Origin of the sequence: Bradyrhizobium sp. LTSP885, assembly GCF_000938305.1 — a bacterium.
Taxonomy (GTDB): domain Bacteria; phylum Pseudomonadota; class Alphaproteobacteria; order Rhizobiales; family Xanthobacteraceae; genus Bradyrhizobium.
The window spans coordinates 149479-162864 of record NZ_JYMT01000043.1; the positions used below are offsets into that span (position 1 = coordinate 149479).

The 13386-nt window shown below is 65.1% G+C and carries 13 protein-coding genes; 8 read left to right on the forward strand and 5 right to left on the reverse strand.

Going from position 1 to position 13386, the window contains the following annotated elements; genetic code table 11:
* Positions 1-10: 10 nt before the first annotated feature.
* From UP09_RS34670 to UP09_RS34690, 5 genes are all read left to right on the forward strand, one after another.
* Entirely contained in the window at positions 11-238 is a 228-nt protein-coding gene (locus tag UP09_RS34670) for a hypothetical protein (protein WP_245302373.1), read from the forward strand.
* A 22-nt stretch (positions 239-260) separates the two neighbouring features.
* Positions 261-851: an SCO family protein gene (locus UP09_RS34675; RefSeq protein WP_044542904.1), complete on the forward strand. Its 591-nt coding sequence runs from the start codon at positions 261-263 to the stop codon at positions 849-851.
* A 93-nt stretch (positions 852-944) separates the two neighbouring features.
* Positions 945-1994, forward strand: a complete 1050-nt coding sequence (locus tag UP09_RS34680; RefSeq protein WP_044543185.1) for a transporter substrate-binding domain-containing protein — start codon at positions 945-947, stop codon at positions 1992-1994.
* A gap of 180 nt (positions 1995-2174) precedes the next feature.
* Positions 2175-3815, forward strand: coding sequence for a lysine--tRNA ligase (locus tag UP09_RS34685; RefSeq protein WP_044542905.1), 1641 nt, complete (start codon positions 2175-2177; stop codon positions 3813-3815).
* Between the two features lie 276 nt (positions 3816-4091).
* Complete coding sequence (locus UP09_RS34690) at positions 4092-4877, forward strand: class II aldolase/adducin family protein (protein ID WP_044542906.1); 786 nt, start codon at positions 4092-4094, stop codon at positions 4875-4877.
* Between the two features lie 205 nt (positions 4878-5082).
* On the opposite strand, the gene UP09_RS34695 is transcribed toward UP09_RS34690, so the two are convergent.
* On the reverse strand, positions 5083-5736 hold the full coding sequence (locus tag UP09_RS34695) for a S24 family peptidase (protein WP_044542907.1): 654 nt from the start codon (positions 5734-5736) through the stop codon (positions 5083-5085).
* Between the two features lie 299 nt (positions 5737-6035).
* On the opposite strand from UP09_RS34695, the gene UP09_RS34700 reads away from it, so the two are divergent.
* Both UP09_RS34700 and UP09_RS34705 read left to right on the forward strand, forming a co-directional pair.
* The gene (locus tag UP09_RS34700) at positions 6036-6380 is read left to right on the forward strand and encodes a DUF952 domain-containing protein (protein ID WP_156164933.1); all 345 of its coding nucleotides are present in this window, start codon (positions 6036-6038) and stop codon (positions 6378-6380) included.
* Positions 6377-7474 carry a quinone-dependent dihydroorotate dehydrogenase gene (locus UP09_RS34705; RefSeq protein WP_044542908.1) on the forward strand — a complete coding sequence of 366 codons (1098 nt, stop codon included), beginning with the start codon at positions 6377-6379 and terminating at the stop codon, positions 7472-7474. The genes UP09_RS34700 and UP09_RS34705 overlap by 4 nt, the downstream gene beginning before the upstream one ends.
* 98 nt (positions 7475-7572) lie before the next feature.
* On the opposite strand, the gene UP09_RS34710 is transcribed toward UP09_RS34705, so the two are convergent.
* The 4 genes from UP09_RS34710 to UP09_RS34725 all read right to left on the reverse strand — a co-directional run bounded on the left by UP09_RS34710 (position 7573) and on the right by UP09_RS34725 (position 12149).
* Entirely contained in the window at positions 7573-8898 is a 1326-nt protein-coding gene (locus UP09_RS34710; RefSeq protein WP_044542909.1) for an MATE family efflux transporter, read from the reverse strand.
* Between the two features lie 135 nt (positions 8899-9033).
* Positions 9034-9339 carry a DUF6460 domain-containing protein gene (locus UP09_RS34715; protein ID WP_044542910.1) on the reverse strand — a complete coding sequence of 102 codons (306 nt, stop codon included), beginning with the start codon at positions 9337-9339 and terminating at the stop codon, positions 9034-9036.
* Between the two features lie 87 nt (positions 9340-9426).
* Complete coding sequence (locus UP09_RS34720) at positions 9427-11079, reverse strand: cisplatin damage response ATP-dependent DNA ligase (RefSeq protein ID WP_044542911.1); 1653 nt, start codon at positions 11077-11079, stop codon at positions 9427-9429.
* Positions 11076-12149 (reverse strand): ligase-associated DNA damage response exonuclease, encoded by a 1074-nt coding sequence (locus tag UP09_RS34725; RefSeq protein WP_044542912.1) that lies wholly within the window; start codon positions 12147-12149, stop codon positions 11076-11078. The genes UP09_RS34720 and UP09_RS34725 overlap by 4 nt, the downstream gene beginning before the upstream one ends.
* Before the next feature lie 55 nt (positions 12150-12204).
* Between UP09_RS34725 and UP09_RS34730 the strand changes: the two genes are divergently transcribed.
* Entirely contained in the window at positions 12205-13131 is a 927-nt protein-coding gene (locus tag UP09_RS34730; RefSeq protein ID WP_044542913.1) for a class I SAM-dependent DNA methyltransferase, read from the forward strand.
* Positions 13132-13386 lie beyond the last annotated feature (255 nt).

The following is a 13386-nucleotide window of genomic DNA, read 5'->3' on the forward strand; positions in this document are numbered from 1 at the left end:
GGCTGCCATTGTGCTTGCCGCCTGTCGGAACCCGGCCTATCTGAACCGGATGGTTCAGCCGGTCTCAGCCCAGCCACAGCTCGTCGCCGCGCCACAGGGCCGGGTGGCGTCCGTGATCCTCTGGGGCGCCGCGGCTATCGGCGGTCTTGCCCTGCTTGCCGCTGCCGCACTCTGGTTCCATTACGGGTCCACGGTGTTCTTCGAGATGATCGCCGCCGGCATCTCAGCCTGCTTCTGACCGACAAGGACGCCCTCGCATCATGCCCCAAACCACCCGCCCGCTGGTGATCTTTGCCGCCTTTGCCGCCAGCCTGGCGGTTGGCCTGGTCATCATGCTGTGGGCCGTCGGAGGCTTGCGCAGCGTCACAGCGCCGGCCGCGATCGGCGGGCCGTTCCAGCTCACCGACCAGTCCGGCCAGACCGTCACCGACAAGGATCTCAAGGGCAAGCCGACGCTGATCTTCTTCGGCTTCACCCATTGTCCCGACGTCTGCCCGACCTCGCTGTTCGAAATGTCCGAGGTGCTGAGGGCGATGGGCAAGGACGCCGATCGTGTGAACACCTATTTCGTCTCGGTCGATCCCGAGCGCGACACCCAGGCCGCGATGAAGGATTACCTCTCGAGCTTCGACCCGCATTTGAAGGGCCTCACCGGCGATCAGGCCTCGATCGCCAAGGTGCTGTCGGAATATCGCGTCTATGCCAAGAAGGTGCCGCTCAAGGATGGCGACTACACGATGGATCACACCGCGCTGATCTATCTGATGGATCGCGACGGCCATTTCGTGTCGCCGTTCAACCTGAAACGGACGCCCGAGGACGCGGCGACCGATTTGAAACGGTATCTCTGATCGCTTTGGCCGCTCGTAATTGGCCCAATCGGCGCTCGCATCGCGCTTCGGATGGTCTATAAGGCCGTCCAATTCCTTCAAAATCGTCCATTTATGCCAGATCAGCCCACCCAGCCCTTTGCCGTCCGGTCGCGCCAGGTCGCTCATCTGGTCGCGGCGATGATGGCGGCTGGATTGCTGGCATCGGCTGGTCCCGCGGCCGCACAGACGCCCCCCGCTCAGCCCGCGCAGACGCCGCCGGCCAAGACCGCTCCAGCTCCGGCTCCGGCCCCGTCCGCCAAGTCGGCGCCTGCGCAGGCCGCTCCGGCAGCGTCCCCGCCTGCGGCCGCGGCTCCATCGGCACTGACCGCGCCGCCGAAGGCGGCCGCCGAAGGCGCGCCGCAGGCGGTGCCGGGCTTCTGGGATCCACGGCGCCGGCCCGACCGGCCGGACCTGTCGCGGCTGACCGTGATCCGCTTCCTGACCGAGACCGATTATCCGCCGTTCAACTTCACCGGCCCGGACGGCAATCCGGCCGGCTTCAACGTCGATCTGGCCCGCTCGCTCTGCGACGAGATCAAAGTCACCTGCACCATTCAGATGCGCCGCTTCGAAACCCTGGTCGATGCGCTCGCGACCAACCGGGGCGATGCCATCATTGCCTCGCTCGCGGTGACACCGCAGCTCCGCGCCAAGGTCGATTTCACCGACCCCTATTATCGCGCGCCGGCGCGCTTTGTTTCACGGCGCGACGCCGTGATGGCTGAGATCCGTCCCGAATATCTCGAGGGCAAGAAGGTCGGTGTCATCACCGGCACCTCGCACGAGGCCTATCTCAAGGCGATGTTCACCGACGCCGAGGTCCATTCCTATCCGAATGACGACGCGCTGCGTGGGGCGCTCCGCCGCGGCGAGGTCGACTTGATCTTTGGCGATGCGATCGCGCTGGCGTTCTGGATCAACGGCACCGATTCGGCCGAATGCTGCGCCTTCTCCGGCGGCCCGTTCGTCGAAAGCCGCTATTTCGGCGAGGGCGTCGGCATCGCCGTGCGCAAAGGCAACGACCTGCTGCGACAGTCGCTCAACTGGGCGCTGTTCCGTCTCTGGGAAAAAGGCCGCTTCACCGATCTGTGGCTGCGGTACTTCTCGATCAGCCCGTTTTGAAGCAGTCATTCCGGGATGGTCCGAAGGACCAGACCTCAGGTGCGCGATTGCGCACCGGGGAATCTCGAGATTCCGGGTTCGATGCTGCCGCATCGCCCCGGAATGACGATGACCTTCCATCATTTTGCATTTTGCCACGAAAACGCTAGTTTCCGCGTCCCTTTGGAGAAAGCCTGAAGAATGTCCGTGATTGATCCTCCCTTCAGCCCGAGCGATTTGCGTGCGCTCGCCGAACAATCCAACGCCTGGCCATTCGAGCAGGCGAAAGCGATCGTGGCGCGGCTGAAGAAAACTCCGAAGCAGGAGGTGCTGTTCGAGACCGGTTACGGTCCGTCGGGGCTGCCGCATATCGGCACCTTCGGCGAGGTCGCACGCACCTCCATGGTCCGCCACGCCTTCCGCGTGCTGACCGAGGACAAGATCAAGACGCGCCTGCTCGCTTTCTCCGACGACATGGACGGCCTGCGCAAGGTGCCCGACAACGTGCCGAACAAGGAGCTGCTGGAGAAGAATCTCGGCAAGCCGCTGACCAAGGTGCCCGATCCGTTCGGCACCCATCCGAGCTTCGGCCAGCACAACAATGCGCGGCTGCGCGCCTTCCTCGACCAGTTCGGCTTCGACTATGAATTCGCGAGCGCGACCGAGTATTACACCTCGGGGAAGTTCGACGCGGCGCTGCTGCGCATGCTCGAGCGGATCGACAAGGTGATGGCGATCATGCTGCCGTCGCTCCGCGAGGAGCGCGCGGCCAGCTATTCGCCGTTCCTGCCGATCTGTCCGCGCACCGGGCTGGTGCTCTACGTTCCGGTCACCGCGCATGATGCCAAGGCTGGCACCATCTCCTACGAAGATCCGGAAACCAAGGAGAGCGTCACCGTTCCCGTCACCGGCGGCCATTGCAAGCTGCAATGGAAGCCGGATTGGGCGATGCGCTGGTTCGCGCTCGGCGTCGACTATGAAATGGCCGGCAAGGACCTGATCGACTCGGTCAAGCTGTCGGGCAAGATCTGCGCGGCGCTTGGCGGCACGCCGCCCGAGGGCTTCAATTTCGAACTGTTCCTCGACGAGAAGGGCCAGAAGATCTCGAAGTCGAAGGGCAATGGCCTGACCATCGACGAATGGCTGCGCTACGCCTCGCCGGAATCGCTGTCGCTGTTCATGTATCGCGAGCCGAAGGCGGCGAAGCGGCTGTATTTCGACGTCATCCCGCGCAATGTCGACGACTATCAGCAATTCCTCGATGGCTTTCCAAAGCAGGAAGCACGGCAGCAGCTGCAGAACCCGGTCTGGCACATCCATTCCGCCAAGCCGCCGCAGGCTGACATGCCCGTCACCTTCCAGCTGTTGCTGACGCTGGTGTCGTCATCGAACGCGGAGAATGCCGAGACGCTGTGGGGCTTCATCGGCCGCTATCGCCCGGGCGTGACGCCGCAGTCGCATCCGAAGCTCGACGACATGGTCGGCTACGCCATCAACTATTATCGCGACTTCGTGGCGCCGACAAAACAGTTCCGCGAGCCGACCGAAGGCGAACGCGCCGCGCTGCAGGATCTGCGCGACGCGCTCTCCAATCTGGCCGTGGGCGCGAGCGCGGAAGACATCCAGAACGTGGTCTACGAGATCGGCCGCCGCGAGCCGTTCCTGGACACGGTCAAGAAGGGCAAGGACGGCCGTCCCGGCGTCTCGCTCGACTGGTTCAACATGCTCTACCAGGTGCTGCTCGGCCAGGAGAAGGGCCCGCGCTTCGGCTCCTTTGTGGCGGTCTATGGCGTGCAGAATGCGGTGAGCATGATCGACGGCGCGCTGGCGCGGTCGGCTTAGGCTTCTCCCTTCTCCCCCTGTGGGAGAAGGTGGCGCGAAGCGCCGGATGAGGGGTATGTCTCCACGAACTCGGTACGTGTGGATGGATACCCCTCACCCGTCCGCGATGCTGCGCATCGCGTCCACCCTCTCCCACAGGGGGAGAGGGACAAAAGCCCGCAAAATCCGGATGGCTGCTCCCCGGCAATTTCAGCTGAGCTCGCGCCGGATTGCGCTACACTCGCGCGCATAACAACACCTCGGCCCGACAGGGCCGGTACAGATGGGAGCACGCGTATGCAGTTCAGGGTTTCGCCGTCATCGCTGCAGAACGACTCGAGCGCCGAGGAATGGCAGGCGCGGGTCGATCTCGCAGCCGCGCATCGGCTCGCCTTCAATCACGGTTTTTCGGAAGGCATCTTCAACCATCTCACCCTCGTGGTGCCCGGCCGCACCGATCGTTACTATCAGATCCCGTTCGGCATGCACTGGTCGGAGGTGACGGCGTCGTCCTTCATGGAGGTCGGCATCGACGATGCCGAGGTGAAGCGCGGCGAGGGCGAAGTCGAGCGCTCCTGCTATTGCATCCACGCGCCGATCCACAAGGCGTTGCCGCAGGCCAAGGCGGTGTTCCACACCCACATGCCGTTTGCCAGCGCGCTGACCCGGCTCGAAGATCCGCGCATCAAGGAGATCGGCCAGACCGAGGTCGGGCTGTCGGAAGCGATCGCCTATGACGACGTCTATACTGGTCCCGCGCTCGATCCCGCCGAAGGCGCGCGGCTGGCGAAAGTGATCGGCAACAAGACCGTGCTGTTCATGGCCAATCACGGCATCTCTACTGTCGGAGAGACCATCGCCGACGCCTATGACCGGCTCTATTACGTCGAGCGCGCCGCGCAGGTGCAGATCTACGCGATGTGGACCCAGCAGCCGCTGAAGCAATTGCCGCCGCAGGTGGTCGAGAAGACCAAGCGCGATTTTCGCGACGACCACCTCTACAAGGGCCCGACCCCGTCGCAGCGGCATTTCGATGCGCTCAAGCGGATGCTGGACCGGAGAGAGCCTGATTACGCGACGTGAGGTGAGGTAAGGCGCGTCGCAATCTCTATTGTCGTCCCGGCGAAGGCCGGGACCATAACCACCGCATAAAGTATTGGAGCGGGCTGTGGCTCCAGCCTGCTCCAATACTTTATGCGGTGGTTATGGATCCCGGGTCGCGCTTCGCTTGCCCGGGACGACACCGGTGTTCGTGGCGACGCGCTCGCTCTGCTACTCACTCGCCCAACTACTGGCTCACCCACACGATCCGCGCGATCCACGCGACCTCGTCCGCATCGAGCATGCGGTCGGGATGATCAGGATTGAGCGAGGCAAGCTCCAGCACCTTGGCGGTGCGGCGTTTCAGTTCCTTCACCATCACCTCGCCGCCTGACGTGCGCACCACCACGCGGTCGCCGCGGCGGATTGCGGTTGCCGGCGACACCACGATGATGTCGCCCTCGCGATAAGTGGGCTTCATCTGATCGCCCTCGATCTCCAGCGCATAGGCGTGCTCGTCGCTCACAGCGGGCAGCGCCACCTCGTCCCAGCCCTTTCCGATGGGAGCACCGCTGTCGTCGAAATGGCCGCTCGAGCCCGCCTGGGTGAAGCCGAGCAGCGGCACCGACTGGCCGGTGCGCCCGCCGTCACCGATCAGCTGCACGAAGGTGTCGATCGAGGCGTTGGTCGCGGCCAGTGCTTTCGAGACCGACTCGGTCGACGGCCAGCGCTCGCGGCCGCCGCCGGTGACGCGTTTGGACCGGTTGAAGGTGGTGGGGTCGAGGCCGGCGCGCTTGGCGAGGCCGGACGGCGACAGGCCGGCGCGTTCGGCGAGCCGGTCGAGCGCGCTCCAGACCTGGTCGTGGGTCAGCGGTCGCGGGGCCTTTGGCTGTTTGACCATCGAGGACGTTCCCTGTGGAACTTTAGGAATTATTGCCTCAATCGGGCAGCTTCCGCAATTCTGCTCTGGAGCCGCTCCGTTCCGGAACGGAACGGCTCCAGATTCTTGTTTTGACGCGTTTTCTTCACGCGAACCGGGATCCACTTCGCTCGAAAACGCTCTCGCTGTACGGCTCAGCCGCTTGAGTTGCGGCGCGGCCGCCGATACGGTCGCTGGCTCGCCCGGTGTCGTCTGGGGTTATCCCCGCCAAATCCGGACAAAATCCCAAGAGACTCAAGGACAAAAGGGAACGCCGGCACGTGCCTATAATCTACAAAATCACCCCCGCTTCGGCCTGGCGCGAGGCCGAGCGGCAGGGCGTATACCGGGGCAGTGCGGACGACAAACGCGACGGCTTCATCCATTTTTCCACCGCGTCCCAGGTCGCCGAAACCGTGCGCAAGCACTACCAAGGGGAAACCGGCCTGTTCCTGGTTGCGGTCGATGGTGACGCACTCGGCGACGCGCTGCGCTGGGAGCCATCGCGCAATGACGAGCTGTTCCCGCATCTTTATGGCGAGCTCGACCTTGGCGCGGTGATCGAAATCCTCAGCCTGCACGCCCGCTCCGATGGCGGTCACGACGTTCCGGAGCTCAAGCCGTGATTCGCGCCTTCGACGCCTTCTCGCTGCCGCTGCTGCGCTGGTTCGACGCCGAAGATGCCCATCGCATGGCGATCCAGGGCTTGAGGCTGCTGCCGCCGGTCCGGCGGCGGCCGGATGATCCGAAGCTCGCGGTACGCGCCTTCGGGCTGAACTTCCCGAATCCGATCGGCATGGCGGCCGGCTTCGACAAGAGCGCGGAAGTGCCCGATGCGCTGCTGCGGCTCGGTTTCGGCTTTGTCGAGATCGGCTCGGTGACGCCGATACCTCAGAGCGGCAATCCGCGGCCGCGGTTGTTCCGGCTCGAGCGCGACGAGGGCGTAATCAACCGCATGGGGTTCAACAATGATGGTGCGGAGGCGGTGCTGCGGCGGCTCGCCTCACGCGCCGACCACGGCGGTATCGTCGGCGTCAATGTCGGCGCCAACAAGGATTCGTCCGATCGCGTCGCCGACTATGTGAAGCTGATCGAGACGTTTGCGCCGGTCGCGAGCTATTTCACCGTCAACGTCTCCTCGCCGAACACGCCGGGCCTGCGCAATCTGCAGCAATCGGCAGCGCTCGACGATCTGCTGTCGCGGGTGATCGACACCCGCGAGCGCGTCCGCAAGAATGCCGGGGACTCGCCCGTGCTGTTGAAGATCGCGCCGGATCTCAGCCTTGCCGAGCTCGACGACGTCGTGCACATCGCGCGCTCGCGCCGCGTCGACGGCATGATCGTCGCCAACACCACGCTGGCGCGCCCGTCGACGTTGCGCGAGGAGAACCGCGCCAAGGAGCAGGGCGGCCTGTCAGGCCGGCCGCTGTTTCGGCTTTCGACGCGGATGGTGGCGGAGACGTTTGTGCGCGTCGAAGGCGCATTTCCGCTGATCGGTGTCGGCGGCATCGACTCCGGCGGCGCCGCGCTGACCAAGATCCGCGCCGGCGCCAGCCTGATCCAGCTCTATTCGTCGCTGGTCTACAAGGGGCTCGGGCTGGTCGAGGACATCAAGCGCGATTTGTCGTCGACCCTGCTGCGGACGGGGCGCGATTCGCTCTCCGAAATCGTCGGCGCCGATGCCGCGACCATCACCGCGGAAGATTGGCCGGTGCGGTAAATGCCCTGTAGCCCGGATGAAGCGAAGCGCAATCCGGGACGAGTTCACCGCGCATACAGACCCCGGATTTCGCTTGCGCTGCATCCGGGCTACGGCAGTTACGTAGCCTTGAACGTTTTCCTGAAGAGCGCCGGATAGCGCGCGCCCTGTAATCCGCCGCGCGCGACGTAGAAAGCGATCATCGCGGTCCACAGTCCGGCATTGCCGAACGAGCGTGTCGCCCACCAAATGGCGAAGAAGATCGCCAGCGACAGCAGCATCAGATTGCGCATCTCGCGCGCCCAGGTGGCGCCGACATAGATGCCGTCGAAGCCGAACGCGAACACGCCGGGCAGCGGTGCGAGAACAACGAACAGCAGGAAGTCGCGCGCCGCGCGGCGTACGGCATCGCTGGTCGTCATGAGGTCGATCAGGGCTGGGCCAAGCAGCGCGAACAGCACCGAAACGATGAGCGCAAAGCCGACGCCCCAGATGAGCACCAGCCGCGTCGAATCGGAAAAGCCCCTTGCGTCGCGGGCGCCGAAGGCGCGGCCGCAGAGCTGCTGAGCGGCGTTGGCGAGGCCGTCGAGGAAGAAGGCTGAGACCAGCAGGAAATTGTTGAGCACCGAATTGGCCGCCAGCGTGACGTCGCCGGCGCGCGCGCCCTTCGCGGTGAAGAACAGGAACGCCACGATCAGCGCCGCGGTGCGGATCATGATGTCGCGGTTGACGGCCAGCATCCGCATCAGCTTGGAGCGATCGAACAGGACCGCGCGCGGAACCGCAAAACCTGTTTGCGCAACCCGCCACGCAACGGCGATGCCGAGCATGAACCCGACCGCTTCGGCGAGCACGGCAGCAGTCGCGGCCCCCGCGATGCCGGCACCGGAGTAGGACACCAGCAGCACGGTGGCAGCCACGTTGATGACATTGATCACGATCTGCAGCAGCAGCGCCAGATTGGCGCGGGCCTGCCCGACCAGCCAGCCAAGGATGACGTAATTGGCGAGCGCCAGCGGCGCCGACCAGATCCGGATCATGAAGTAGATCTTCGCGGCGCGTGTCACGCCCTCGCTGCCGCCCATCAGGTCGAACGTGACGGCCGCGAGCGGCACTTGCAGCGCGATCAAGACAGTACCGATCAGGCCGGCGACAATGAAGCCGCGCACCAGGATAGCCGAGAATTCCTGCGTCTCGCCGGCACCGAGCGCCTGCGCGGTGAAGGCCAGCGTCGACATGCGCAGGAATGCGAACAGCCAGAACAGGCAGTCGAAGATCACCGAGGCCATCGCCACGCCGCCAAGCAGCGCGGCATTGTCGAGGCGGCCGATCGCCGTGGTCGAGACGATGCCGATCAGCGGCGTGGTCAGGTTCGCGACCATCGCGGGACCGGCGATGGTGAACACCTGGCGCGACGTGATTTTTGGATGGACGGGCGCGTGCATGGCTACAGTCGTGAGGAATGGACGCTTCTATCGCGTCGTCCGTCGCGCGGCCATGCTGGAATTGTTCTCAGAGCAATTGGTGGCGAGGGGGTGAGGCAGCCGACAAATCGCAATTTCATCGGCCGCACGCTCTCGTCAGCGGCCGCGCGGCGTGCCGAACAGCCGCGACAGCAACCAGATCGGGACCACGATCACGGCGCCGAGCAGGAAGTAGCGCCAGGCCCAGTTGACCGCGTCAAAGCCGAAATCCCAAATCCGCTGGAACAGCATGCGGATGCTGTGGATGATGTTCCAGGGATCGAAGCCGATGGCGGCGAGCACGACGCCGACCAGGATCGACAGCAGGATCAGCCGGAACGCCACCGCGAGCGGCGAACCGCCGAGAAAGCGGTGCAGACCGTCGGTGTTGCCGGCCGGCAGGTCTCTGACGTCGTTTTGCATCTCTGTCTCCCGGCGGAATCGTCCGCGCATTATACGTCACGGCGAGGCACATGGGGAACCCGTGATCTGCGGTCAATGGCTCCGGAATTAACTCGCGGTCATGGTCATTAACATTCGTTCAAGCGTCTCCAGCCGGTCGGCCTCGCGCGGTGGCTTGTCCCAGCGTAGCCGGCTGATGCGGGGAAACCGCATCGCGACGCCGGATTTGTGCCGCGGCGAGCGCTGCAACCCCTCGAACGCAACCTCCAGCACCAGGCCCTGATCCGGCTCGTGCACGACATGGCGGACGGGACCGAACTTCTCGGTGGTGTTGCGGCGGACGAAGCGGTCGATCTGCAACAGCTCCTCGTCGGTGAAGCCGAAATAGGCCTTGCCGACCGGCACCAACTCGTCGCCCGCATCGCCACGGGTCCAGACGCCGAACGTGTAGTCGGAATAATACGACGAGCGCTTGCCGTGGCCGCGCTGCGCATACATCAGCACGGCGTCGATGATGTGCGGATCGCGCTTCCACTTCCACCATGGCCCCTTCGGCCGTCCCGGCAGATAGGGCGCGTCGCGCCGCTTCAGCATCACGCCTTCGACCGCATCGGCATCGTCGCCGGCGCCAGCGCTTTTCGGATCAGCGCGCGCCGCCGCCAGTTCGTCCCAACTCGCAAACGGAATCACCGGCGACAAATCGATCCGCGGATCGTTCAGCTTCGCGATGAAGCTTTCGAGATTCGCGCGGCGTTCAATGAGGGGTAACTCGCGGAGATCGTTCTCGCCGTCGCCGAGCAGATCATAGGCGCGCAGATGGATCGGAAACTCCTTGATCAGCTTTGGCGAGACGATTTTTCGGTTCAGCCGCTGCTGCAGCACGTTGAAGGTTTGCACCCGGCCGTCGCGCAGCACCAGTAATTCGCCGTCGATCGCACCGGGGAGGCGCAGCGACGGCACCAGGTCCGGAAAACTGCCGGTGATGTCTTCGCCGGTGCGCGAATAAAGCCGCGCCTGGATCCGGCCGTGCTCGTCGCGGCCGGCCACCGCCTGCACGCGAATACCGTCCCACTTCCATTCCGCGCTGAAATCGGCGGCGTCGAGATTGGCAAAGTCCGCATCCTCGATCGCATGCGCCAGCATCACCGGGCGGAATGGCGCAGGATCGCGGTTGACCGGCTTGTTGCCGCGGCCTTCCAGCCAGGCGAACAGGTCGAGAAAGGGCGGCGTGAGCCCCGGCCACATCAGCTCGATCTCGTGCGCGTCCTTGTCGCCGAGCGCCGCCGCCGCGGTCTTCGCCAGCCGCGCCGAGATCCCGATCCGCATCGCGCCGGTGACGAGCTTTAGCAGCGCCCAGCGCCCGGTCTCGTCGAGCTCATCCAGCCAGCGCGCCAGCTGCGCCGGCAGCTCGGCCTTTCCGAGCGTGCGCAGGGTGGTGACGACGTCGGTGAGGGTTGGCGGGGGTGGGTTGTTGTGGGCGGGCAACTCGGCCTTCGGCCACATCAGCGCCACCGTCTCGGAGAGATCGCCGACATAATCGTATGACAATCCGAACAGTACCGGGTCGGCGCGTTCCGTGATCAGGTCGCGGATCAATCCCGGTTTGGCGTGCTTGAACGACAGCGCGCCGGTCAATGCTGCCAGCGCATAGCCGCGGTCGGGGTCCTCGGTCTCGCGGAAGTAAGCGACCAAAAGCTTGATCTTGTTGTTGCGGCCGGGCTCGTAGGCGAGGCGGTCCAGCAACTGCGCAAACCGGTTCATGCCTTGGCCTCGCCGGCAGGCTGGGCCTCGCCGGCGGACTCAGCATCGCCCGTGGCCGCCGCCTCGCCTTCATCCTCATCGCCATAGCCGACGAGATCGAGCGGCCGCGCCGAAAGACCTTTGGTCTTGCACCAATGCACCAGCGCGTCCTCCTGGCCGTGCGTGACCCAGATCTCGCCGGCGCCGGTCGCGGCAATTGTCGCGGTCAGGCCATCCCAGTCGGCATGATCAGAGATCACCAGCGGCAGTTCGATGCCGCCCTGCCGGGCGCGAGCGCGCACCCGCATCCAGCCCGAGGCGAAGGCGGTCACCGGATCGGGAAAGCGCCGCGTCCAGACATCGGATGTCGCACTCGGCGGCGCCAGCGTGATGGTGCCCGCCAGATCGGCCTTCTTCATGCCGCGCGCCGGCTTCAACTCGCCGAGCGGAATGCCACGTTCCTGATAGTAATACGTGATCTTCTCCATCGCTCCATGCAGATAGATCGGCGCGTCGTAGCCGGCTTCGCGCAGCAGCGCCATCACGCGCTGCGCCTTGCCGAGCGAGTAAGCGCCGACCAGATGCGCGCGCTCCGGAAACAGTTTGACGGACGCCAGCAGCTTCTTCACCTCGCCGGCCGCATCGCCATGGCGGAACACCGGCAGGCCAAAGGTCGCCTCTGATATGAAGACGTCGCAGGGTATGAGCTCGAACGGCGCACAGGTCGGATCACGCGCGTCCTTGTAGTCGCCGGAAGCGACGATGCGGGTGTCGTTGCAGGTTACCGCGATCTGCGCCGAGCCCAGCACGTGACCCGCGGGACGGAACGTCACGGTGACGTCGCCGAGCCTGATCTCCTCGCCGTAGGCGACCGCCTGCGTCGAGCCGGCAAAATCCTCGCCATAGCGCAGCCGCATCATGTCGAGCGTCTCTTGCGTGGCGAGAACAGCGCCATGGCCCGGGCGGGCGTGGTCGGAATGGCCGTGGGTGATCAGCGCGCGCTCGACCGGCCGCACAGGATCGATATGGAAGCCGCCGGGCTTGCAGGCGAGGCCGGCCGGAACAGGCATCAGGATGTCTTGTGGGCGCATTGTCTGTATATAGGCCGGCTTGAGCTTCGTTCGAGTCCAGACCGGTCTTTGCAATATGCCCGCGCGCCTGTTCCTGTCCTCCGGTGATCTCGTCGCCGATCGCCGCTATGAGTTCGCGCGCGACCTGCAATTGAAGGGCGACCTGCCGGCCGCCGCCGACCTGCTCGAACAGGCGATCGAGCTCGCGCCGAGATTCGCGTCCGCCTGGTTCACGCTCGGCGAGATCCGCAAGCAACTCGGCCAGCGCGAGGCGGCGATCGCAGCCTTTCTTGCCGCGCGCGATGCCGATCCCGGGGATCATCACGGCGCCAGCATGCGCCTGATGCAGCTCGGCGCCGAGGCTGTCAGCGCGATGCCTGCGGCCTATGTGCAGACGCTGTTCGATCAATATGCGCCGCGCTTCGAGTCAGCTCTGGTCGGCGATCTCGACTATCGCGGTCCGGCGTTGCTGTTCAACGCCGTGCTGTCGGTGCGCGCATCCGCGAAGAAGCCGGCCTTCTTCAAGCGCGCGATTGATCTCGGCTGCGGCACTGGACTGGCGGCCGGCGCATTCGCCACGAATGTCGACCGCTTCACCGGCATCGACATCTCGTCGCGCATGATCGAGAAGGCGCGCCTGACCGGCCTCTATGCCGAGCTTGAGGTTGCCGACATGCTCATGGGCATCTCGAGCAAGCCTGACGCCAGCGCGGAACTGATCCTTGCCGCGGATGCGATGATCTATGTCGCCGATCTCGGGCCCGTGCTCGCGGAGGCAAGGCGCGTGCTGATCGCGGGCGGCGTGATTGCGTTCACCACGGAGACCCATGATGGCGAGGGCGTCATCGTCGGCGACGGGCTGCGCTACGCGCACAGCGCGGCTTGCGTGCGCGCGGCCGTTGCAGCGGCGGGGCTGATCCTGGCCCAGCTCGAAGACCTCTCGGCCCGCAACGAAGATAATATCCCGGCCCCCGGCCTCGTCGCCGTCGCGACCAAACCGTAAATACCTTCTCCCCTTGTGGGAGAAGGTGGCGCGTAGCGCCGGATGAGGGGTTTCTATCCGCGGAGAGAACCCCTCATCCGTCGCGGACTGCGTCCGCGCCACCTTCTCCCACAGGGGGAGAAGGAAGGGTCACCGCCGTCGCGACCAAAACTTGAGTCTACACGCTACCCATTTCCCGTCCCGCGGCATTGCGCGGCGACGCCGTGACTTCGCGCTTGCCCGGCGCAAGGCGGAATGCGAGCCTGCTCCCCAGGG

Excerpts from the sequence above, each read along its gene's own strand:
- UP09_RS34675 (WP_044542904.1), top strand. The coding sequence starts at position 261 with ATGCCCCAAACCACCCGCCCGCTGGTGATCTTTGCCGCCTTTGCCGCC.
- UP09_RS34680 (WP_044543185.1), top strand. The coding sequence starts at position 945 with ATGCCAGATCAGCCCACCCAGCCCTTTGCCGTCCGGTCGCGCCAGGTC.
- UP09_RS34685 (WP_044542905.1), top strand. The coding sequence starts at position 2,175 with ATGTCCGTGATTGATCCTCCCTTCAGCCCGAGCGATTTGCGTGCGCTC.
- UP09_RS34690 (WP_044542906.1), top strand. The coding sequence starts at position 4,092 with ATGCAGTTCAGGGTTTCGCCGTCATCGCTGCAGAACGACTCGAGCGCC.
- UP09_RS34695 (WP_044542907.1), bottom strand. The coding sequence starts at position 5,736 with ATGGTCAAACAGCCAAAGGCCCCGCGACCGCTGACCCACGACCAGGTC.
- UP09_RS34710 (WP_044542909.1), bottom strand. The coding sequence starts at position 8,898 with ATGCACGCGCCCGTCCATCCAAAAATCACGTCGCGCCAGGTGTTCACC.
- UP09_RS34715 (WP_044542910.1), bottom strand. The coding sequence starts at position 9,339 with ATGCAAAACGACGTCAGAGACCTGCCGGCCGGCAACACCGACGGTCTG.
- UP09_RS34720 (WP_044542911.1), bottom strand. The coding sequence starts at position 11,079 with ATGAACCGGTTTGCGCAGTTGCTGGACCGCCTCGCCTACGAGCCCGGC.
- UP09_RS34725 (WP_044542912.1), bottom strand. The coding sequence starts at position 12,149 with ATGCGCCCACAAGACATCCTGATGCCTGTTCCGGCCGGCCTCGCCTGC.
- UP09_RS34730 (WP_044542913.1), top strand. The coding sequence starts at position 12,205 with ATGCCCGCGCGCCTGTTCCTGTCCTCCGGTGATCTCGTCGCCGATCGC.